A 21575-nucleotide genomic window follows, 5' to 3' on the forward strand; every position below is an offset into this window, starting at 1 on the left:
GATCCGTGCAACGGTCCCGGTCGGAAGCTCATTCCCCGGAACTGCTGCTCGGGAGAACGGAGTTCACGGTGTGCTCGTGGCGCCGGCCGTCGGAAACGGCGGCCTGCTCCGCAGCAGTTCCAGGAGCGCCGCCGCGGCGGGGGTCGAGGGGCCGCCGGTGCGCCAGGTCAGGGCGACGCGGGCGCGTAGGCGGGGTTCGACGATCTCCAGGGTGCGCAGTCCGTGGGCCTCGGCGCCCTCGTCCGGGGCGCCGGGGACGACGGCGACGCCGAGCCCGTGGGAGGCGAGCCCGGCGAGGAAGGGCGGAGCGGCGGCCTCGAAGGCGATGTGCGGCTGGAAACCCGCTCGCGCGCAGGCGCGGTCGAACACCGCGCGCAGTCCGGTGCCCCGCGGGAGGCTGATCAGCGGACGGTCACGGAGTGCGGCCAGGCGGACGGTCGAGCGGGCCGGAGACCCGACGAGCGGATCCCCGGCGGGAACGGCGGCCACCACCGGTTCGTCGGCGAGGACCCGGCAGGAGAGTCCGGGCGGCGGCTCCTCGTCCGCGAGTCCGACGACGGCGATGTCGAGGTCGCCCCGGTGGAGGGCGGTGAGCATCCGGTCCGAGGAGTCCTCCGTCAGGGCGATCTCCACCCGGGGGTGGGCCTCGTGGAAGCCGGCCAGCGTGGCGGGCAGGCCGAAGGCGTCGGCCGCCGCGCCCGAACCCGAGACGAGACCGAGGGTGACCCGGCCGCGCAGGAGTCCGGTGAACTCGTCGGCGGTCCGACGGACCGCCTCGGCGGCACGGAGGGCGGCCCGGGCGTGCGGGAGCAGGGCCGCGCCCACCTCCGTCAGGCCGACCGAGCGGCCGGAACGGTCGAACAGCGCATGACCGAGCTCCTTCTCCAGCTGCCGGATCTGGGCGCTGACCCCCGGCTGCGCCACGTGCAGCCGCTCGGCGGCGCGGGTGAAGCCGCCTTGCTCGACGACGGTGACGAAGTACCGCAGGTGACGTAGCTCCATAACCATGGATTCTAGGAGTGAGACGCACCATGTCTTGGACGTATGAGGGCCGGGCGGGAAACCTTGGAGGCATGGGCAGGAAGACACGCGCGAACGCGGCGCACGCGACCACGGCACACCCACGACCGGCGGGCGAGGTGAAGGCCGCCATCGCCGCCGAACGCCGCTCTCTCGCCGACCTGTTGGACGGGCTGCCGCCCGAGGCGTGGGACGCCCCGACCCTGTGCGACGGATGGCGGGTGCGGGAGGTGGTCGCCCACATGTCGATGGGGTTCCGCCACTCGCTCCCCAGGACGGCGTGGGAACTCCTCCGGGCGCGCGGCGATCTCCACCGCATGACCGACCGGTGCGCCCGCGCCGACGCGGCCGCCCACTCCACCCGGGCGCTCGCCGGACTGCTCCGCGACAACGCGGACCACCCGTGGCGCCCGCCGGTCGGCGGCCTCACGGCGGCCCTGGGGCACGACGTGGTGCACGGCCTGGACGTGACCGTCGCCCTGGGCCTCGACCGCAGGGTCCCCGGGGACCGTCTGGAGATCCTCCTCGGGAGCGTCGACGCCCGGACCGTCCGGTTCTTCCGGGCCGGCCTCGACGGGGTGGCCCTGCGCGCCGACGACCTCGACTGGGGCTTCGGCACCGGACGGCCGGTGCGCGGGGCCGCGCAGGACCTGCTCCTGCTGGCGTACGGCCGACGGCTTCCGCCGGGCCGGCTGCGCGCGGAGCCCGGCGACCCGTTCGTCGCCGCACGGACCTGGCGCGGGTGAACAGGGCAGCGATCAGACCCTGTCGGCCCGGACCGGGCGGCCTTCGGGTCAGGGGCGCGCGGCCGTACGGGCGCTGCCGAAGCGGGACGGCGGGAGGCCGAAGGCGCGGGTGAACGCGGCGGTGAAGGCGGCCGGCGAGGCGTAGCCGAGGCGTCCGGCGACCTCCGTGACCGAGGCCGTGCGCAGGAGGGGGACGGCGGCGAGGAGCCGGGCGCGGGCCCGCCAGACCGCGGGACTCTCGCCGGTCTCGGCACGGAAGCGCCGGGTGAAGGACCGCTCGCTCCGCGCGGCGCGGGCGGCCCAGTCGGCGTTGGTGACGCCGACGTCCGGGGCGGCCAGGTACGCGCGGCACAGGGCCGCGAGGTCGCCGGAGGCGGGGATGTCGACGTGGAAGGGCAGCGGGGCGAGCGCGGCGATCTCGTGCAGGAGCAGGGTGGCGAGGGCCCCCTCCCGCCCGGCGAGACTGTAGTCGGCCGTGAAGTCGGAGGCGGAGAGCAGGAGTTCGCGCAGGAGCGGCGGTACGTCGACGACCGTGCAGCGGGTGGGCCACCACGGGACGGCGTCGGGTTCCACGTACAGGCTGCGGGTGCTCACACCGAGCATCCGCACCCGGTGCGCGGTGGCTGCCGGTATCAGCACGGCCCGTGCGGGAGGGACGGTCCACGTGCCGTCGGCGGTGTCGACGACCATGACGCCGGTCGCCCCGTGGAGGAACTGTGCCCGGCGGTGCTCGTGCCAGTCGAGGAGGTGCCCGTCCGGATAGTCGGTGCCGAGCGGCAGCACGGCCCGGTCGACGTGGTCGACGTCGTCCAGCGCGATGTTCTTCACCGGGCCACCGTATCCACCGGCCGGCCGAGACGCGAAGGAATGCCGCCGACCTTCGCATGCCGGCACGCGGGGTGGGCTGGTGGGGTGGAGTCCATGGACGTGGACATGGCGGTGCTGGTGGCGATCGGGCTCCTCACCGGGGCGACGACGGTGCTGTTCGGGTTCGGCGGCGGGTTCGTCGCCGTGCCGGTCGTGGTGTGGGCGGACGGCGCCCTCGGCGCGGACGCGGTGCGCGTGGCCACGGCCACCTCCGCCGTGGTGATGGTGGCGGGCGCGGCCTTCGCGACCGCCGTCACCCCGCGGCGCGACCTCCTCGCCCTCCGCGGCACCGGCCCGCTCCTCGTGCTCCTCGCGGCCGGTGCGTGCCTCGGCGCCGGCGCCGCCCGCCTCGCGCCCGCGGGCCTCGCCCGCTGGGCCTTCGTCGCGTACGTCGCCCTCACCGCCGCCGACCTCCTGCTCCGCCCGGGCTTCCTGCGACCGCCGACCGCGACCCGCCGGGACGGGGTCGCCCCCGACGGCGCGACGGCCGGCGTCCGCGGCCGACGGTGCGTCCCGCTGCTGATGGTCACCCCCGGCCGGCCGCTGCCCGCCCCGACCAGCCTTCCCATCGGCGCGGTCGCCGCCTTCCTCGGCGTGGGCGGCAGCGTCATGACGGTCCCCGCGATGCGCCGGGCGGGTCATCCCATGCGCAGGGCGACGGCCCTCGCCAACCCCCTCACCCTCGCCATCGCGCTCCCGGCCGCCCTGCTCTCCCTCGCCGGCTCCCCGCCGCTCACCGACCCTGCCGCCGCCGGCCTGGTGGGCCTGATCGACCCCCGCGCGGCGGCGGCCCTGCTCCTCGGCGCCCTTCCCGTCATCGCGCTCCTCCGGCGCCGCCCGCCCCGCATCCCCGACCGCGCGCACGCCTGGTCGTACGTCGGCCTGCTCACCGTCGTGGCGGTCGCGATGGCGCTGTCGGACCCCTCCGTGCACCAGGGCCCGACGAGCTGACCCGGGGCGGGCAGGAGCCCGCAGGCAGGCCGGCCCTGCACCCGGCTCCCGGGACCGACCTGCGAGGCGTACGGCTCCACGGGCCGACCTGAGGGGCGTACGGCTCCACGGGCCGCCGTGCGGCTGACCTGCGGTGACACCGGCCCGCAGGCCGACCGGGCGCCGCCGGGAGGGCGTTGTCAGTGCCGTGGGCAAGGATGATCCGCATGACGATCACTTCCGCCGTCGAGGCGTGCTCCAGCCTGCCCGTCCTGTCGGACCGCGCCGCGTACGAGGCCGCCGTCGAGCGGCTGCGCGAGGCGTCCCGGACGTACTTCGGGGCCGGATACAGCCTCATGGACGACGCCACGTACGACCGGCTGCTCGTGGCGGTGAAGGAGTGGGAGGCGGCGCACCCCGACACCGTCGCGGAGACCTCGCCGACCGGCCGGGTCGCCGACGGGGCGGCGCCGGTCGGCGACGTCGCGCACACCGCCCGCCTGCTCAGCCTCGACAACGTCTTCACGCCCGGCGAACTGGACTCCTGGGGAGCCTCGTTCCGGCGCCGGCTCGGCCACGAGCCGACCGGCGGGTTCACCGTCGAGCCGAAGATGGACGGCGCGGCCGTCGCCGCCCGCTACCGCGACGGACGGCTCGTGCAGATCATCACCCGCGGCGACGGCACGCAGGGGGAGGACGTCAGCCACGTCATCGGCACGATCGAGGGACTGCCCGAGCGGCTGCCGGCACCCCTCACGTTCGAGGCCCGGGGCGAGGTCCTGTTCACCCAGGCGCAGTTCGAGGCCGCGAACGAGGTGCGCACCGCGCACGGCGCCGCCGTCTTCGCCAACCCGCGCAACGGCGCGGCGGGCACCCTGCGCGCCAAGGACCGGCCCTACCGGCTGGCGATGACCTTCTGGGCGTACGGCGCGGTCGCCCTCGACGGCGGGGCGTTCCCGCCCGCCGGCGCCGGCCACGCCGAGACGCTGGCCGCGGTGGAGGCCGCCGGCGTCCGGACGACCGCCACGACCCCGGCCGGACTCCACGTGGTGGACACGCTGGAGGAGGCGCGGCAGCGGGTCGAGGCGATCGCCGCGATGCGCGCCGCCCTCCCGTTCGGCATCGACGGCGTCGTCATCAAGGCCGACAGCGCGGCCGACCAGGCGGCCGTCGGCGTCGGCAGCCGCTTCCCCTACTGGGCCATCGCCTACAAGCTCCCGGCCGTCGAGCGGCAGACCCTGCTCCTCGACGTGGTCTGGGAGGTGGGGCGCACGGGCGTCCTCGCGCCCACCGCGATCCTCGCCCCCGTCGAGCTCGACGGCTCCACCGTCACCCGCGCGACCCTGCACAACCCCGCGGACATCCTCCGCCGCGACCTCCACATCGGCGACACCGTCACGGTCCACAAGGCGGGCGACATCATCCCGCGCGTCGAGGCGGCGGTCGTCGAGCTGCGCGTCGAGGGCGCCGCGCCCGTCCCGCTGCCCGCGCAGTGCCCGCACTGCGGCGGGGAGATAGACCGGGGCCAGGAGCGGTGGCGCTGCGCGAAGGGGACCGCCTGCGCGCTCGCCCCGCTGATCGAGTACGCCGCCGGGCGCGACATCCTCGACATCGACGGCCTCGGCAGGAAGTACGTCGACGCCCTCGTCGCGAGCGGCGAAGTCCGCGACGTCGCCGACCTGTTCACCCTCACCGAGGAGCAGCTGACGGCCGCTTCCGGCAGCGCCAAGCGCGGCGCGAAGCTGGCCGGGCAGATCCGTCTCGCCGCGGCGCGGCCCCTCAGCCGGGTCTTCTGCGCGCTGGGCATCCCGGGCACGGGGCGCAGCATGTCCCGTCGCATCGCGGGGTACTTCGGCACGATGGAGGCCATCCGCGCGGCCGACGCCGCGGCGCTCCAGGAGGTCGACGGCATCGGTCCGGAGAAGGCGCCGGTCATCGTGGAGCAGGTCGCCGCGCTCGCCCCCGTGATCGACAAGCTGATCGCCGCCGGCGTCAGCATGACCGAACCGCGGCCGGAGACCTCGCAGGAGCCGGCCGACGGGCCGCTGACGGGCACGACCGTCGTCGTGACGGGGAAGATGACGGGTCCGCTCGACGGCTGGGGGCGTTCCGAGATGGGCGCGCTCATCGAGAAGGCCGGCGGCCGGGTGGGCGGCAGCGTCAACTCCCGTACGACGCATCTGGTCGCCGCGCCGTCCGCGAGCGGCAAGCCGAGCTCGAAGGCGGTCAAGGCCGCGGAGCTCGGTGTCGAGGTCCTGACCCCGGAGGCGTTCGCCGCGCTCGTGGCCGACTTCCTGGGCTGAGGTCCGGCGGCGGAGCCGGGGTCACGCCACGGGGGAGGCGGCGCCCGCCGCGCCGAGCAGGGCGGCGATCTCGGTGAAACCGCGGCGCTCCGCGTGCCGCAGGGGCGGGATTCCGTCGGCGTCCGCGAGGCCGGGATCGGCCCCGGCGGCCAGGAGGGTCTCGACGACCTCCTGGTGGGAACGGCCGCCGTCGCCGAGGATGACCGCTTCGAGGAGGGCCGTCCAGCCGAGGTCGTTGACGTGGTCGACGTCGATCGCGGTCTCCCGCAGGACCGCGCGGACGTAGGCGGCGTGGCCGCGTTCGCTCGCGGGGATGAGCGCCGTCCCGCCGAAGCGGTTGCGCAGGGTCACGTCGGGTCCGGCGGTCAGCAGGACGCGCATCATCGCCACGTTCCCGGTCACGCCGGTGACGAGCCAGGGGCTGTCGTGGCGGCGGTCCCGGGCGTCGGGGTCGGCGCCGGCCTCGACCAGGACGCGGGCGGCCTCGACATGGCCGCCGAGCGAGGCCAGGTGGAGGGGGGAGCGCAGCTCCTCGTCGCGGGTCTCCACGGCGGCGCCCTCGTGCAGGGCGACACGGATCTCCTGGGCGTCACCCCGGCGGGCTGCCGCCAGCAGGCGGCGGTCGACGTCGCGCATCTCGGTCCTCCAGGTCCACGGGGCAGGGCCGGCGGCACCCGTACGGGGGGACGGGTGCCGCCGGTGTCAGGGGTGCCGGGCCGCCGGTCGGCGGGTCCGGACCGGCGCCTACTCGGCGAGGGTGGCGGCGCCGGCCTGGGCGAACTTCTCGTCGAGGTCGCCGGAGGGGGCGCCGGCGACGCCGATGCCGGCGACGGGGGCGCCCTTGGCGGTGACGGGGGCGCCGCCGGCGAGGAAGAGGGTGCCGGGGATGTCCTTGAGGGTGGGGGCGTTGGTGAGGCGCTTGGCCAGCTCGGAGGTGGGGGCGTTCCAGGAGACGGCGGTGTAGGCCTTCTTCACGGCGGACGCGTAGGACTGCGGGCCGGCGCCGTCGCCGCGGAGGGTGACGAGGGTGTTGCCGTTGCGGTCGACGACGGCGACGGAGACCCGCTGGTTCTCCTTCTCGGCGGCGTCCAGCGTGGCCTGCGCGGCCTTGGTGGCGGCCTCGATCGTCAGGTGCGTCGACTGCTGGAGGTTCGCGTTCCCCGCGTGGGCCGTGAGCGCGGCGGGCGCCGCGGCCGGGGCGGAGGCGTTCGCCGAGACGGCGCCGAACGTGCCGGCGGCGATGACGGCGGCGACGAGGGTGCCGGTGAGGACGCGGGTGCGCGGGGACGGCTTCTTCATGGTCTTCGGCTCCTTCGGGACTCGCCCCGTCGGGGGCTCGGGAAGCTCTGTGTTCCCGCTCTGCACTCCATCCTGGGCGCGGCGAGGTGCCCCGGCGGTCGGCCTACGGGCTTCGGCCGGCGCACCCGGCGGGGGACACGGGGGTCAGCCGATCGGTTGATGCGGAATAGATCAATCCGGATAGCCTGGCCCGGGGGAGGACCGGCCCGAGGCGAGGAGCGAGTGGTGCGCACGAACGAACGGTCGCCGCTGGGCACGGACGACGCCGACCCGGACTCCGGCTGGCTCGCGACCGTGATGCACGTGGCCTTCTTCGTCCTCCTGAGCTCGTCCCTCACCCGCTACCTGATGGTCCACCCCGGCGCCCCCGCCACCCCCTGGGTCGTCGCCCTCGCCGCCGTGCTCGCCCTGCTCTACGTCCTCGGCCCGATCCTCGGCCCCCGCCGGGCCCCCGCACCCGGCAGCCGCACCCCGCCCCACCTGCTCTGGCTCACCGCCGTGATCGGGTCGTGGTTCGCCCTGGTGATGCTCGCCCCGAGCTTCGCCTGGTGCGCCGTGCCCCTCTACTACACGAGCCTGCGCTCCCTGCGGACCCGGTCCGCGATCCTGCTGGCCGCGCTCATCACCGCCTGCGTCGTGGCCGGCCAGTTGAAGCTGCGGCTCCGCTTCGGCTTCGACCCGAACCTCCTCTTCGCGCCCCCGGCCGGCGCCGCCGTCGCCACCGCCGTCTTCGTCTACTCCCAGCGCCAGGCCGACCGGCTGCGGACCGCCGTCACCGACCTCGTCCGCACCCGCCGTGAACTCGCCGCCACCGAACGGCGGGAGGGCACCCTCGCCGAGCGGCAGCGCCTCTCCATGGAGATCCACGACACCCTCGCCCAGGGCCTCTCCAGCCAGAAGATGCTGCTCCAGGCCGCCGACCGGCTGTGGGACAGCGACCCCGCGGCCGCCCGCCGGCACATCCGTACCGCCGAGTCCATCGCGGAACACAACCTCACCGAGGCCCGTCGCTTCGTGCACGACCTCGCGCCCGCCGACCTCGCCGACGGCGCGAGCCTCGAGGACGCCCTGCGCGCCCTCGTCGACCGGGAGAGCACCGACACCCTCCACGCCCACTTCCACCAGGACGGCGTCCCCACGACTGCCCTGCCGGAGCGGGTGCGGTCGGCGCTGCTGCGGATCGCCCAGGGCGCCCTCGCCAACATCCGCGAACACGCCGGAGCCGACTCCGCCGCCCTGACCCTCACCTACCTCGACGACCAGGTCGTCCTCGACGTCGCCGACGACGGCCACGGCTTCGACCCCGCCGACACCCCCGGCGGCGTCCGCGGCCACGGCCTGCCCGCCATGCGCGTCCGCGCCCAGCAGCTCGGCGGCACCCTCACCGTCGAATCCACCCCGGGCGAGGGCACGGTGCTCTCCGCCGCCATCCCCCTCACCCCCGCGGTCTGACCCGGGGGCCCGGGTCGCCCGAGGGCAGGGTCACCAGCCGCGTCCCGCCTCGACCAGCAGGTCACGGACCCGGGTGACGTCCGGGTTGTCCGGCCGGCCGGGACGCTGCACGAGATGACCGGTGTTGATGGGCGGGTCGTCGGGGTCGTGGAGCAGCACGAGCGCGCCCGACGCCAGCTCCGCCTCGCACAGGTAGCGCGGCAGGACGGAGAACCCCGCACCGGACGTCACCGCCGCCAGGACGCCGCGCAGGTCGGGCACGGTGACGGCGGCCGACCGCGTCAGCCGGACGCCGAAGACGTGCCGCCAGTAGCGCCGGGCGAGGGGAACGTCCTCCGCGTACGCGACCAGCGGGACGGCCTGCAGCGCGACCGGCCCCTCCCGCCCGACCCGGTCCCCGACGACGGCGGCCCAGGCGGGCGCCGCGACGAGCACGAACTCCTCGTCCATCAGGGGGACGGCCACCAACGTCCGCCCGCGCGGCCGGAAGGTCGCGACGACCAGGTCGTGACGGCCCGCGCGCAGCTCCTCAAGGAGCGGCTCGGTGAGGCCGGGGACGATCCGCAGCCGCACCCCGTCGGCGGCGAGCGGCGCCAGCACGGGCAGCACCCGCGTACAGAGCAGCTCGGCGGGGCCCGCCAGGTGCACCGGCGCGGCCCGCTCCTCCGGTGACGCGTCGTCCTGCCCGGCCGCCGCGGTCAGCGCGTCCAGCGGTCCGGCGACCCGCGCGGCCAGGTCGTGGGCGACGGGCGTGGGGGCGACGCCCCGCGGGAGACGCGCGAACAGCTCGCGGCCCGTCTGGCGCTCCAGGGAGCGGATCTGCGCGGTCACGGTCGGCTGCGACAGGCCCAGGAGTCCGGCCGCGGCCGTGAACGACCCGGAACGGTAGACCGCCAGGAAGGTGCGCAGCAGGTTCAGGTCCGACACGACGGCGGCGCCGGACGGCGCCGCCGGGCCGCCCTCGGGAGACGAAGGGGTCACCCGTCGACCCTACCCACCGACCGGCGGCGCGGCGGTCCCGAGGCCGGCGGCACCCAGGGGCCCGTGCCCGGCCGCCCGGGCACGCCCGTTCAGCCGAGCTTCTTGACGACCTCGGCCGCGAGCGGCGCGGAGGAGGCCGGGTTCTGGCCCGTGAAGAGGTTGCGGTCGACGACCACGTTCGGGACCCACGGCTCGCCCACCCGCACGTCGACGCCGGCCTCGACGAGACGGCTCTCCAGGAGCCACTTCGCCTTGTCCGCGAACCCGGCCTGGGTCTCCTCGGCGTTGGTGAACGCGGCGACGCGGTAGCCGGCGAAGGCGTTCGAGCCGTCCTCCCGCGTCGCGGCGAGCAGGGCCGCGGGCCCGTGGCAGACGACCGCGAGCGGCTTGCCGGAGTCGAGGGCCTCGGCCAGCAGACGACCGGAGGTCGCGTCGACGGCCAGGTCCTCCATCGGTCCGTGGCCGCCGGGGTAGAAGACGGCGGCGTAGTCGTCGAGCCGCACGTCCTCCAGCCGGACGGGGCTCTTCAGCTCGTCCATCCGGCCGAGCGCCGCGGCCACCTCGTCGGCACCCGCCTGGCCGCCGTTGGCCTCCGGCGCGAGGCTGCCGCGGTCGACGGTGGGGACGACGCCGCCCGGCGTCGCGACGACGATCTCGTGCCCGGCGGCCGTCAGCGCCTCGTAGGGGGCGACCGCCTCCTCGGCCCAGAAGCCGGTCGGGTGCTCGGTGCCGTCGGCGAGCGTCCAGTGGTCGGCGCCGGTCATCACGAAAAGGATCTTGGCCATGGTGTCGGTCACTCCAGGGGTGGGGCCTGCACGGCACCGGGACCGGGGCCGTGCGCCGAGACGCTCCACGAGGGCTGCCCCTCGCGTCCGGACCGTCCGTGCGGCGATGTCCTCGAACGTAGACCCGCCCCGCGAGGCCCACCAATGGAGAAACCGATGTCCGGCATAGGCATCCCGATGGATCACCGGGGAATAGCGGCGACCCCGAAGGGATCACCACGGAACGGGCGTCGCCCCCGCCGTCCCGCCCGGCGGCGCACGACCCGCGCCGCGTACCGTCCCTCCATGACGAGAACCACCCCGGCCCGGCCGGTGGACGTGGAGGCGGTCTTCCCCGAGCTGGCCGCGCACCGCGGCACGACGACCCGGCTGCACCCCCGTCGGGGACAGCCCGGCGCACACGACACCCACGTCGGCGGCCCCCTGCTGTGGCCCGCCGACGAGCCGTGGCCCACCTGCGACGACACCCACGGCCCCGTCACCGAGGGCTACGCCCCGGACGAGGTCCGCCGCGCCAGGGCGGACGGCTCCCGGGCCGAGCGTCGACGGGCGCAGCCACGGCCGGCCGCGCACCGGCCCCCGTCCGCCGCCCCGGCGCCGCACCCGTCGCAGGCCCGGCAGCCGGCCGCACACCACGGGCCGACCGGAGCCGCGGGGGAGTCCGGACCCCCGGAGCCGACCGGCGCCCCGGGGCCGTCCGGGTCCCCGGAGCCGACCGGCCTCCCCGCGCGGTCCGGCTCCCCGAGGCAGTCCGGGCCGTCCGCGGTACCCCTCGTGGCCCTCGCCCAGCTGTTCCGCCGCGACGTCCCCGACCTCGCCGCAGGACCCGACGGCGAGGACCTCGTGCAGCTCTTCCGTTGCCCGCTCAGCCATGGCTCGTACCCGGAGAGCCGCTACCACCTGACGTGGCGGCGGGCAGCCGACGCCGAGCGCGCCGGTGGCCTCCTCGGCACACCCCCGGAAATCCCCCTCCTCCCCTCGGAGGAGGAGCTCCCGGAACCCTGCGTGACCCACCCCGAACAGGTGACGGCCTACCCCTGGGCGGAGGACGACACCCTGCCCGCCGGCCTGATCGCGCGGATCGACGCCTGGGACGACGACCAGACGGCGGCGCACGGGCCGGACGCCCGCTGTTACCAGTACGACCTGTCCATCCCGCCCGGCTGGCGGGTCGGAGGTTTCCCCTCCTGGCCCTCCACCGGCCCGATGACCCTCGCCTGCACGGCCTGCGCCGCCCCCACACGCCTGCTCCTGACCGCCGAGGGCTACGAGTCGGACGGCGGGACGCGCAGCTGGATCCCCCTGGAGGACCGCGAGCCGACCACCGGCGACCCGACCCAGGCCCGCTGCGCACCCGCCGTCGTCACCCCCACCCGGCTCCGCTTCGGCCGCGACCGCGACCTGCACGTCTTCGTGTGCCAGGCCGACGGAGGCCACCCGCCCCGGTGGGTCCTCACCTAGGCCGTCTCTTCCGGATCTTGTCAGGGATTTCCTGCCTGTTCTGGCAACAATGAACCATGGACCATCTGCTGCACCTCGGCCGTACGCTCGATGCGCTGGACCCACCTCGCTGGGTGCCCCCTGCCTCTGACGCGACCCACTTGGTCCGCAAGGTGCATGAGTTGCGGGGCGTTCCGCTGGGCGAACTAGGTCCGGCGGATCTGCGCACCCTGGTCTCTCAGCAGGTGGCACTGCCGTACGTTCTTCCGCTCGCGGTGCGCTTGCTGCTTGATGAGCCGATGCTTGACGCCTATTTCTACGAGGGTGACCTGTTGCTTGCCGCTGTGAACGCTCCGGCCTCGGCATGGGCCCTGTTCCCTGACCTAGCAATACGGTTGCGCACCGTGGTCATGACCCTGCCGGAGGCAGCGGCGGCCAGCCTGCCCCGCGGCGCCACCGAGGAGCTCGCCCGCTTCGTCGCCCGGACTGAATCGCTTCGCTGACCAGGCGAAGGAACCCGCAGTGAGCCAACGATCCGAGCCAGAGATTCGGTGGCAGTAGGCGACGACCTTGTCGCGGATTTCGTCGACGGTCTTCGTCCAGACGAACGGTCTGGGGTGCTCGTCCCAGTCGGCGAGCCAGGCTCGGATGTCGCGTCCGAGGGCCCAACGTCAGTGTCGGTGATCCTCCGCGGGACGCCGGGCCGTGGGTCGTCACATAAGCCGTCCACACCGCGGTCAAGGAGACGCCGCCGCCAGGTGCGGACCGTGTCCGGAGTAATCCGCAGCCGGCGGGACACCTCCATGATCGAGTGGCCCTCGGCGCACTCCAGCACGATCCGCGACCGCTGTGCCAGGGCCTGGGCCGTTGTCCGGCGACGCACCCAGCCCTCCAGCACCGCCCGCTGGGCATCACTGACCGACCACGCCGGAATCTTCGGACCCGGACGACTCATACCCAACCAGCGACGAACCCTTGACCCAGGGCACTAGGGGGCGTGCTGCCGATCAGGCCGGGCTCGCGGGTTCTGGCACCGGCACCGCCCCGACTCCCGAACTCCCCCTCACGCCACGGCACCGCCCCGCAACCACGCCGTGCCCCCGGGCGCCCCCGGGAACCGAGAGGACCGAGGCGCGTCGCCCCACCCGACGACCGTCGCGCCGCACGCCCCCATCGCGCGCCCGGCGGCGCGTCCCCCGGCCCCGTGGGGACCCTCTTCTCCTGACAGGGAGGCACTGGTCGAACGGCTGTCGCAACGGGACGCGCACAGCCAAGGCGCCATCCGCGTCGTCGCGTTCTACGACACCCTGATGCGCCGGCGCGTGGACCTGCCGGCCCTGGCCCGGGCCTCGGCCGGCCTCGGCGAGTGCGTGGCCGGCGTCACGCTCCACGGCACCGGCCGGTCGATCCGCGTGTCCCCGGACGGCAGGGAGACGTCCGCCCCTCCGGAGGCCGCGCCGTCCACGGCGCCGATCACCCTCGACGACGAGGAGATCGGTACGGTCTGGCTGGAACGGCCGGGCCTGTCCGGACCGTTCGACGAGGTCCTCCTCGACCGCCGCGCCCTGGCTGCCGCGGCGGTCGTCGAGCGGTACGGCCCCGCTCGGACGACCATGGCCGATCCGGCCCTCGTCGGACTCGCCGTCAGCGCGAACTGCGACGAGGCCGCCCGTGCCCGGGCGCTGCGCCTCCTGGGCTTCGCCGCCGACCTGCCCGTCCGCGTCCTGGCCGCGCGGTCCCGGCTCCCGCTCGACCGCGTCGGCGCCCTCGTCTGCCCCGCCCGCCCGGCGAAGGCGGCGCTGGTCGCCGGGGTGGGCGTCATCCTGGCGGCCGGCACCGCGCCCATGCCCCGCCGGACCGGCCGCCGCCCGCGTCGTGCACGGCCGGCGCCGCCCCGCCCGCTTTCCCTCCCGGACGTGTCGGAGCGCGTGGGTCACGAGGAGAGGGCGCGCCGCAGGACGGCGCCGAGTTCGGCGTTCTGCCGCTGGGGCACGTCGGCCGAGAGGATGGCCTGGGAGCCGTGGAACCTGCCCGGCCACTGGTGCAGTTCGACCGAGACGCCCGCCCGCAGGAGGCCCAGGGCGTATGCGTTGTCCTCGTCGCGGTTCGGGCAGAGCTCCGCGGTCGCGATGTACGTCGGCGGGAGTTCGGAGAGGTCCGTGGCCCGGGCGGGAGCCGCGTAGGCCGTGGCGGCTCGTCCGCCCAGGTGGTGGCGCCACGGGGCGGTGGCCTTGTCGCGGTCGAACGACGGCGTGCCGGTGAAGGTCCGCTGCGGCCAGGTCTCCTGGCGGTCGCCGAGGCCCGGCTGGTCGAGCAGCTGGAAGTGGATCGGCGGCCGCTGCTCGGCGCGCGACCGCAGGGCCAGAGCGGCCGCGAGCCCCGCACCTGCGCTGTGTCCGCCGACCGCGACCCGCGCCGGGTCGACGCCGAACTCCGCGGCGTGCTCGACCGTCCAGCCCAGCGCCGCGTAGGCGTCGTCCGACGACCAACCTCACGGCCCCGGGCGGTCACTTCACCCGCCGGCCGTCGCGCGTCCGTGCCCGTGCGTCCGCCGACCGTCGCCGGGCCCCGGGCCGGTCGTCCGGCGGAGGGGGCCGCCGAAACGCACCGCGACCCCCGGCGACCAGAGGACGCTCACGGGCTCGCCGAGCGGCGCGGTGAGGCCGCCCGCGGCGAGGAGGTTCTCGTCGAGGGAGAGCAGCCGGGCCCGCCGCAGCGGCCAGCGGGGGTGCGCGTTCGGAAGGTAGAGCGGCCTTCCCCGGAAGGAGCTGTGCATGCCCCACCGGGCCGTCAGGAAGTGCTCCAGCGCCGTGGGTTCCTCGATCGGCTCGCCGACCTCCACCGTCATCGCGCTGTGCGCGCCGCGAGGTCCGGGCCACCTCCGCCGCCCGGAGTACGTCACCGTCGAGCCCTCCTTGCGGATGCTCATCCGCGACCACACGTAGGGCAGCCCGAACGCCCACCGGCCGACGGCCACGGGAAGCAGCCGGGACGCGTCGAGCGACCGGAAGACCACGCCGCGGCGTCCGTGGCCGTCCACGGAGTACAGCCGGACGTTGGTCTCGGGGAAGGTGCCGAGGTACGGGATCCCCGGCAGCCGCAGCCAGCCGACCCGGTGCATGCGGAACGCGATCAGCCCCACGTACGTCATCCCGTCGTACGTGTCGGGCACCGTTCCGGGCGGCAGCAGCGGGGCCACGACCGCGGGCTCCACCGGCCAGTGCAGGAAGGCCAGGTCGAGCCAGGACTGGGTGAGCAGCGTGCGGCCCGCGCGGAGCGGCGGGTCGGCCGAGAGGGGTTCGGGCTCGACGGGGGACGGTGTCTGCGACATCGCAGCAGTATCCAGGACCAGCGCCTGACGGGCGGTGTTCCGCTGGGAACGCCGCCGTGGGTCCGGCGGCACCTCGCGTCGCCCCGGCCTGATGCCGGCTCCGACGGCCTGCGACCGGCCCGGCCCGCGCGGAGCCCGCGTGGCGCACCGGGACGAGCCGGTTGACCAGCGAGGATGGAGCAATGCGTGGCGCTGGTGCGGTGAGAGACAGGCGAGGGCGGGTGGCGCGGGCCTCGGCCGGGGGCAGGACCGGGGCCGGCGGCCGGGCGGTCCCCCGTGCGGCGGACGGGCGGTGAGCCCGGCCCGGGCACTCGATCCGAGGCTGTTCGACGCGACGATCGCCGCCGTCGCCCTGCTGGCCGGGCCCGAGCACCGACTGATCTACACCAACACGGCCTTCACGCGGCTGTTCGGCCGACGGCGGCTGGGCCTGCCGGCCCGGGACGCCTTCCCGGACCCGGACGCGGGCCGGTTCCTGTCCGTGCTCGCCGACGTCCGCGCGACCGGACGCGCGCGCCAGGTCAGCGGCGCCCGCGAGGTCGACCCCGGCGCCGTCCACCAGGCCGCCCGTTTCGTCTACTCCTGCAGCCCCGTCACCACCCGCGAGGGAGACGGGATCCTCGTGGTGGCGATGGACACCACGCCGGAGAGCCGGGCGCTCCAGCGCTACGAGGCCCTCGTCACGGCCGTCTCACAGATGGTGTGGGTGGTGAACGACGACGGCTCCATGGAAGAGGTCGTCCCCGGCTGGCGGGACCTCACCGGAGCCCCGTGGATCGGCCGCGCCGACGAGGGCTGGTACGCCTTCATCCACCCGCGCGACCGGGAGCGTCTCAACGACGCCTGGCGGGCCGCCACCGGCCCCGGCGGCCCCTCCGTCTTCCAGAGCACCTTCCGCGTCCGGGCCGCCGACGGCTCGTACCGCCACCTGTCCACCCGCTGCGTCCCCGTCCTCGACGAGGGCCGCGTCACCGAGTGGATCGCCGCGACCGCCGACGTCGAGGACACCTGGGGGACGCACCTCAGGGAGAGCCTGCTGGCCCAGGTGGCGGAGGTGTCGGGCGTCGGTCTCGACGAGGCGTTCGAAGCCGTGGTGAAGGTCGTGGTGCCCGAGCTGGCCGACGGGTGCCTGATCCTCCTGCTGTCCCACGAGGAGTGGCCGCTGCCCGACAACGCCACCGTCACGGCCCGCCGCGTGGCCTCCGCCACCCGCGCGGGACTGCCCGCCCCGCCCGCGCTGCTGGGACAGCGGGCCCTCGTCACGGAGACGGTGCGCGAGGTCCTGGAGCGCCGGGAGCCGCGCACGTTCCGCATCCCCGCCGGCGGTCCGGTGCCCCCTGGACTGGTCCCCGCGGTGACCGAGCGGTGGCTGCTCGCGTCGGGCGCCACCAGCCTCACCCTCGTGCCGCTCGTCGTCGACGACATCGTCCTGGGGTACGCGGCCACCAGCACCAACGGAGACACCCCGGTCCCGGCCCCCTCCGACGTCGACCTCCTGCGCGAGGTCCTGCACCACGCCCAGCGGCCGATCCGGCGGGCCGTCGACCTCCAGCAGGCGCGCCGCACCGCCCTCGCCCTCCAGCGGGCCCACCTCACGCGGCCGCCCCGCGTCCCCGGAGCCACCCTCGCCGCCTGGTACGAGCCCGCCAGCTCGTCCCACGAGATCGGCGGCGACTGGTACGACGCGCTGCTCCACCCCGACGGCACCCTGGTCCTCGACATCGGCGACGTCGCCGGCCACGACCTCGCCGCCGCCACCGCCATGGGCCAGCTGCGCAGCATGCTCCGGGCCCTCGCCTGGCACGGAGGCCCCGACCGCACGCCCGCCACCGTGCTGTCCCTGCTCGACGACGTCGCCGAGGGGCTGGGCGTCGCCCCGTTCGCCACCGCCGTCCACACCCGTCTGCGCCGCGGTCCCGCCGGTACCTGGCGGATGAGCTGGGCCAACGCCGGTCATCCGCCCCCGCTGCTGGTGCCCGCCCACGGACCGCCCCGCCTCCTCACCGGCGCCGGCGAGGACCCGCCCCTCTGCGTCGGCCCGCGCGCCCGCCGCGTCACCCACCAGCACACCCTGCACCCCGGTGACACCGTCCTGCACTACACCGACGGCCTCGTCGAGCGCCGTACCGCGCCTCTCGACCAGGGCCTCCGGCGTCTCGCCGAGGCCGCCGCCCGCCACCGCGACCAGCCCCTCCCCGAACTCCTCCTGCTCCTCGACGACCTCTCGGACCACCGCGACGACACGGCGATGCTCGCCTTCCGCGCGGGCCCGGAGCCGACCCCGTAGGGCTCGGAGCCGACCCCGTAGGGCTCGGAGCGCACGGACATCCCGCCGATTCCGGCGCAGGGGTCTGGTCATCCCGGGCCGCAGACCCCACCATGCTTCCGACTGCCCACGCGTCACACGTCGTAGGGGGAAGAGTGCCGAAGAAGCCCGTCCGGCGGCGTCGCGTCCGGACCGCCGTCCCGCTGCTCGCCGCCGTCGCGTCCCTGCTCGGACCCACGGCCACGGTGCACGCCGAGGGGCCCGCGCGCGCCGGCGCCCGTACCCCCGTCGTCTTCGTCCACGGCTACAACGCCGACCCGGGCGTCTGGGGCGGCCTGCGCGCCGACTTCGCGGCCGACGGGTACACGGACGCCGAGCTGTTCTCGTTCGGATACGACACCCACCGCTCCGTCAACGAGGTCCTGTCCGGCGAACTCGCCGTCTACGTCGACGAGGTGAAGCGCCGGACCGGCGCGAGCCAGGTCGACCTCGTCGCCCACTCCTTCGGCAGCCTCGTCACCCGCTGGTACGTCACGTTCGACCCCGCGGGCCGGTCCTCCGTCTCCCACTGGGTCTCCCTCGCCGGGCCCAACCACGGCACGAGCACGGCCTGGGCCTGCGCCCTGTGGGACCAGGCGTGCCGCGACATGACCCCCGGCTCCTTCGTACAGAGGGGCCTCGCGTCCTCCGACGAGACCCCCGGCGCCGTCCGCTACGCCACCTGGTGGTCGAACTGCGACGAGGTCATCAACCCCGACAGCAGCGTGCTCCTCACCGGCGCCGCCAACAACGCCGCCGGCTGCCTCGACCACAACGCGCTCCTGAGTGACGACGGGGTCTCCGCGGGGGTGCGCGCCTTCCTGCGCTCCTGAGGAGACGGCCTGGGGCGCGCGCCGATCCGCCCCGGGCCAGGCCGTCGCTCCCCGGGCCGCCCGGCCGTCGCTCCCCGGGCCCGTCCGTCGCGCCCGGGTCGTGCGGGGGCGGTCGCCGGGGGCAACGGGGCGACTTTCGGGGGAGATCCGGGGAGTCGCGCCGCCCCGCCCCCGCCCGTCACCTACTCTCCCCGGGACCGACGCCCCGTCACCGAGGGAGAACCCATGCCTTCCCGCCTCAACCCGTACATCAACTTCGACGGAGACGCCCGCCAGGCGCTCGACTTCTACCACGGCGTCTTCGGCGGCACGCTGGAGGTGAACACCTACGGCGACGTCGGCGGCGAGCAGGCCGGCGACGCCGCCGAGAAGATCATGCACGGCATGCTGGAGACCGAAAACGGCTTCACGCTCATGGCCGCGGACGTCCCGCCGGGCATGAGCTTCGACCCGGGGACCAACATCTCGGTGAGCGTCAGCGGCGACGACGCCGACGAACTGCGCGGCTACTGGGACAAGCTGTCGGGCCACGGCACGGTCGCCGTCCCGCTGGAGAAGCAGATGTGGGGCGACGTGTTCGGCATGTGCACCGACGGGTTCGGCATCACCTGGATGGTCAACATCGTCCAGGCCAAGGGCTGACGCACCCCCTCCCGCACCCGCCCACCCCGCTGCCGGCCGTCGGCGGGCGGGGCGGGCGACGCCGGTGCCGGGCGCCCCGGGGCCGCCAAAGGGCTGTCGCACGCAAGCTACTCGACGGTAATCTGCGGCCCCTGTCCGTGACATGGGGGAGTGGATATGGGTACGGCCATGCGTTTCGATCCGGACGTCGAGCACCTCAAGACCCGCGCCGCCCTGGCCGATGTCCTGCCCCGGCTCGTGAGCCTGCTGCGGGCCGTGCCGGACCGGGACGCCGCCTCCGGGGTCCCCGTCTGGACCGTGGGCGACGTCGGAGCCCATCTCGCCTCCGCCTTCCTCGCGTACGGCGCCCTCGCCCGCGGCGACGACTCCACGGACTGGGACGGCATCCTGCCCCCGGGTGACGGCCGCCTCGACGAGCGGGTCACGGCCATGAACGCGACGGCCATCGGCCTCTTCGGAGACGACGAGCGCGCCCGCCTGGGCGACCTCGTCGCCGAGCACGGCGCCGCGTTCCTCCGGGACACCGCCCCTCTGGCCCCGGACACCCTCGTCACCGTCCCCTGGTTCCGGCAGCGGCTGACCCTCGCGGCCCTGACCGGGCTCCTGCTCGGCGAGAGCCTCGTCCACGGCCTCGACATCGCGCGTGGCGCCGGACTCCCCTGGACCGTCCGCCCCGTCGAGGCGATCCTCGTCCTCGGCCAGACGATGCCGACGATGATGTCCCTCGCCTGCGACACCGAGAAGGCGGCGGGCACGACCCTCGCCCTCGACCTCGTCGTCACGTACGGCGGCCCCCGCCTCGCCGTCGTCGTCGAGGACGGCGCGATGACCGTCACCCGTGACGCCCCGCCCCGCTCCTACGACTGCCGCCTCACCGTCGCCCCCGTCACCTTTCTCCTCGTGGCCTTCCGCCGCACCCCGGTGTGGAAGGCCGTCGTTTTCGGCCACCTGCGTGCCGGCGGCCGCCGCCCGTGGCTCGCCGCCCGGCTGCCGCAGTTGATCGCGAGCCCCTGAGGGGTGCGCCGGGGCCGCTGACGGCCGCGGTGACGGCGTGCGTGCTCAGGACGCCGCCCGCGCGCACTCGGGGGCGGGTGCTCGTCCGCCGGGCCCGTCGCCCCCGCCGCGCGCGGTCGGCCGCGGCTCCCCGGTGCCGACGGCCGTGCCGTGCGGGCCCACCACGCGCGCCGGCGACGACCGTTCCACGGAGAGGAGTACGGCGGCTCCGGAGCACATCGTCAGGGCGAGGACGGTCCAGAGGTGCCGGAGCCCGTGTCGAGGAGGAGGCCGAGGAGCAGGGGGGTGACCGTGCGGCAGAGGAACCACGAGAGTTGCGGTCCACCTGGTCGACCAGCGCCGACTCCTCGCGGGGGCGGGCGACGACGATCAGGCCCGGCTCGCCGGTCTCCTCGCCCGACTCGCCGCGACGGTCGGCCGGGACGAGAGCTGAGCGTCCCCGGGCCCCGTCGCCGGACCGCCCGGGTCAGGAGCTCCCGGGGGTGGCGAGACGGCGGACGAGGTCCGCCTCGGAACGCTCCGCCGCCGGGTCGTGCCAGAAGTCCACGGGGACGCCCCGGATGCGGCGCCCGCGCGGGTCGAGGATCTGACCGGCCAGCTTCAGCGGCCACAGGGTCACCGCCCGGTCGGTGACGGTGAGTTCGGGGAACCGGGCGTACAGCCGCGTCTCGAAGGCGGCCATGTCCTCCACCGACCGCAGCCAGACCGTCAGCAGCAGGTTGTGGGGACCCGAGAGGGAGGCGCAGAGGCGCGTCTCGCGCTGGGCGATGAGCTGCGCGGTGATCCGGGCCGTCGCGTCGGGCGGCGCGACGCCCCACAGCGTGACGGCGACCGGCCAGCCGGAGAGGTACCGGGCGACCTCGCACCGGTAGACGAGGGCGTTCTCGCGGTGGAAGCGGTCCAGCCGCCGCCGGACCGTACTGGCGCTCGCGCCGGCGCTCTTCGCCAGGGCGGCCACGGGCCGGCGGCAGTCCTGTGCGAGCAGGGCGAGCAACCGGTGGTCGAGCGCGTCGGCCGAGGGCAGGCCGCGGCCGAGCCGCCCGCCGCCCGCCGGATCCCGCGAGAGGTTCTCCCGGCCGCCCGGCGCGAGCCGGTCCAGACGCCAGCGACTGCCCACGGCGTGCACGGTCGACGCGATCTGCGACCGGGTCGCCGCGACCCCGGGCAGCGCTTCCAGACGCAGCCCCACATAGCGGCCCAGCGCCGCGTGGTCCGGGAACGCGGCGGTGAGGACCAGGTCCCGCGCGCCCGTGACGTGGTCGATCGTGATCAGGTGCGGGTCGTCCACGATGGCGGCGGCCACCTCGTGCAGCGTCCCCGCTTCGCAGTCCACCTCGATCACGGCGACCGTCGGCGGTGTCGGACCGATGCCGGAGGGGTGACAGCTCATCCAGGCGTGACCGGCCTCGGTCAGACGCCTCCAGCGACGCGCCACCGTCGAGGCGTCGGCGCCGACCGCCGCGCCGATCCGCTCCCAGCGGGCGCGCGGCGAGGTCTGGAGCGCCGTGATCAGCAGGTGGTCGAGCTCGTCGAGGACACCTGGCGGCGCGGCGGATTCCAGCAGTGGAAGGCTCATGAGCGGTGGTTTCCTGCGGATGATCTCTGTCATTGATGCGGGTCGCCACCA

Annotated in this window: 19 protein-coding genes and 2 pseudogenes; 11 read left to right on the forward strand and 10 right to left on the reverse strand. The window is 75.4% G+C overall.

Annotated elements, in window-relative coordinates; translation table 11 throughout:
* Window positions 1-63 precede the first annotated feature (63 nt).
* Complete coding sequence (locus tag ACZ60W_RS16700; protein WP_469756053.1) at window positions 64-1002, reverse strand: LysR family transcriptional regulator; 939 nt, start codon at window positions 1000-1002, stop codon at window positions 64-66.
* A 71-nt stretch (window positions 1003-1073) separates the two neighbouring features.
* Here ACZ60W_RS16700 and ACZ60W_RS16705 point away from each other — a divergent pair, with 71 nt between their 5' ends.
* Window positions 1074-1766 (forward strand): maleylpyruvate isomerase family mycothiol-dependent enzyme, encoded by a 693-nt coding sequence (locus ACZ60W_RS16705; RefSeq protein WP_469756054.1) that lies wholly within the window; start codon window positions 1074-1076, stop codon window positions 1764-1766.
* Window positions 1767-1814: 48 nt separating this feature from the next.
* Here the strand turns inward: ACZ60W_RS16705 and ACZ60W_RS16710 are convergent, their stop codons facing one another.
* The gene (locus ACZ60W_RS16710; protein ID WP_469756055.1) at window positions 1815-2594 is read right to left on the reverse strand and encodes an AraC family transcriptional regulator; all 780 of its coding nucleotides are present in this window, start codon (window positions 2592-2594) and stop codon (window positions 1815-1817) included.
* A gap of 93 nt (window positions 2595-2687) precedes the next feature.
* On the opposite strand from ACZ60W_RS16710, the gene ACZ60W_RS16715 reads away from it, so the two are divergent.
* Window positions 2688-3584, forward strand: a complete 897-nt coding sequence (locus tag ACZ60W_RS16715) for a TSUP family transporter (RefSeq protein ID WP_469756056.1) — start codon at window positions 2688-2690, stop codon at window positions 3582-3584.
* A gap of 206 nt (window positions 3585-3790) precedes the next feature.
* Window positions 3791-5866 carry an NAD-dependent DNA ligase LigA gene (ligA, locus tag ACZ60W_RS16720; protein ID WP_469756057.1) on the forward strand — a complete coding sequence of 692 codons (2076 nt, stop codon included), beginning with the start codon at window positions 3791-3793 and terminating at the stop codon, window positions 5864-5866.
* 21 nt (window positions 5867-5887) lie between these two features.
* Here the strand turns inward: ligA and ACZ60W_RS16725 are convergent, their stop codons facing one another.
* Window positions 5888-6502, reverse strand: a complete 615-nt coding sequence (locus ACZ60W_RS16725; protein WP_469756058.1) for an ankyrin repeat domain-containing protein — start codon at window positions 6500-6502, stop codon at window positions 5888-5890.
* 108 nt (window positions 6503-6610) lie between these two features.
* Window positions 6611-7165, reverse strand: coding sequence for a GlcG/HbpS family heme-binding protein (locus ACZ60W_RS16730; RefSeq protein WP_469756059.1), 555 nt, complete (start codon window positions 7163-7165; stop codon window positions 6611-6613).
* Window positions 7166-7462: 297 nt separating this feature from the next.
* On the opposite strand from ACZ60W_RS16730, the gene ACZ60W_RS16735 reads away from it, so the two are divergent.
* On the forward strand, window positions 7463-8617 hold the full coding sequence (locus ACZ60W_RS16735) for a sensor histidine kinase (RefSeq protein WP_469756098.1): 1155 nt from the start codon (window positions 7463-7465) through the stop codon (window positions 8615-8617).
* 30 nt (window positions 8618-8647) lie between these two features.
* On the opposite strand, the gene ACZ60W_RS16740 is transcribed toward ACZ60W_RS16735, so the two are convergent.
* Both ACZ60W_RS16740 and ACZ60W_RS16745 read right to left on the reverse strand, forming a co-directional pair.
* Complete coding sequence (locus tag ACZ60W_RS16740) at window positions 8648-9598, reverse strand: LysR family transcriptional regulator (protein ID WP_469756060.1); 951 nt, start codon at window positions 9596-9598, stop codon at window positions 8648-8650.
* An 89-nt stretch (window positions 9599-9687) separates the two neighbouring features.
* Window positions 9688-10383 (reverse strand): type 1 glutamine amidotransferase domain-containing protein, encoded by a 696-nt coding sequence (locus ACZ60W_RS16745; protein ID WP_469756061.1) that lies wholly within the window; start codon window positions 10381-10383, stop codon window positions 9688-9690.
* A 285-nt stretch (window positions 10384-10668) separates the two neighbouring features.
* Here ACZ60W_RS16745 and ACZ60W_RS16750 point away from each other — a divergent pair, with 285 nt between their 5' ends.
* Together ACZ60W_RS16750 and ACZ60W_RS16755 are read left to right on the forward strand one after the other, a co-directional pair.
* The gene (locus ACZ60W_RS16750; protein WP_469756062.1) at window positions 10669-11844 is read left to right on the forward strand and encodes a hypothetical protein; all 1176 of its coding nucleotides are present in this window, start codon (window positions 10669-10671) and stop codon (window positions 11842-11844) included.
* A gap of 56 nt (window positions 11845-11900) precedes the next feature.
* Window positions 11901-12326, forward strand: coding sequence for a contact-dependent growth inhibition system immunity protein (locus ACZ60W_RS16755; protein ID WP_469756063.1), 426 nt, complete (start codon window positions 11901-11903; stop codon window positions 12324-12326).
* Window positions 12327-12562: 236 nt separating this feature from the next.
* Here ACZ60W_RS16755 and ACZ60W_RS16760 read toward each other — a convergent pair.
* A pseudogene (locus ACZ60W_RS16760) lies at window positions 12563-12778 on the reverse strand (helix-turn-helix domain-containing protein); the annotation flags it as partial.
* A gap of 355 nt (window positions 12779-13133) precedes the next feature.
* Here ACZ60W_RS16760 and ACZ60W_RS16765 point away from each other — a divergent pair.
* Window positions 13134-14006 carry a hypothetical protein gene (locus tag ACZ60W_RS16765; protein WP_469756064.1) on the forward strand — a complete coding sequence of 291 codons (873 nt, stop codon included), beginning with the start codon at window positions 13134-13136 and terminating at the stop codon, window positions 14004-14006.
* Here the strand turns inward: ACZ60W_RS16765 and ACZ60W_RS16770 are convergent.
* Together ACZ60W_RS16770 and ACZ60W_RS16775 are read right to left on the reverse strand one after the other, a co-directional pair.
* Window positions 13898-14284 (reverse strand): annotated as a pseudogene (locus ACZ60W_RS16770) (alpha/beta hydrolase fold domain-containing protein); the annotation flags it as partial. The gene ACZ60W_RS16765 and the pseudogene ACZ60W_RS16770 overlap by 109 nt on opposite strands.
* A 51-nt stretch (window positions 14285-14335) precedes the next feature.
* Window positions 14336-15154: a YqjF family protein gene (locus ACZ60W_RS16775; RefSeq protein WP_469756065.1), complete on the reverse strand. Its 819-nt coding sequence runs from the start codon at window positions 15152-15154 to the stop codon at window positions 14336-14338.
* A 292-nt stretch (window positions 15155-15446) separates the two neighbouring features.
* Between ACZ60W_RS16775 and ACZ60W_RS16780 the strand changes: the two genes are divergently transcribed.
* From ACZ60W_RS16780 to ACZ60W_RS16795, 4 genes are all read left to right on the forward strand, one after another.
* Window positions 15447-17441, forward strand: coding sequence for a SpoIIE family protein phosphatase (locus ACZ60W_RS16780; protein ID WP_469756066.1), 1995 nt, complete (start codon window positions 15447-15449; stop codon window positions 17439-17441).
* 134 nt (window positions 17442-17575) lie between these two features.
* Window positions 17576-18292 carry an esterase/lipase family protein gene (locus tag ACZ60W_RS16785; RefSeq protein WP_469756067.1) on the forward strand — a complete coding sequence of 239 codons (717 nt, stop codon included), beginning with the start codon at window positions 17576-17578 and terminating at the stop codon, window positions 18290-18292.
* Between the two features lie 225 nt (window positions 18293-18517).
* A complete protein-coding gene (locus tag ACZ60W_RS16790) occupies window positions 18518-18934 on the forward strand; it encodes a VOC family protein (RefSeq protein ID WP_469756068.1) in 417 nt (138 codons plus the stop codon).
* A gap of 168 nt (window positions 18935-19102) precedes the next feature.
* Window positions 19103-19948 (forward strand): maleylpyruvate isomerase N-terminal domain-containing protein, encoded by an 846-nt coding sequence (locus ACZ60W_RS16795; RefSeq protein ID WP_469756069.1) that lies wholly within the window; start codon window positions 19103-19105, stop codon window positions 19946-19948.
* Window positions 19949-20414: 466 nt separating this feature from the next.
* Here ACZ60W_RS16795 and ACZ60W_RS16800 read toward each other — a convergent pair whose 3' ends face one another.
* Window positions 20415-21524, reverse strand: a complete 1110-nt coding sequence (locus ACZ60W_RS16800) for an Lrp/AsnC family transcriptional regulator (RefSeq protein ID WP_469756070.1) — start codon at window positions 21522-21524, stop codon at window positions 20415-20417.
* Window positions 21525-21575: the final 51 nt, after the last annotated feature.

The sequence above is a fragment of the Streptomyces sp. NPDC104202 genome, from assembly GCF_055584185.1.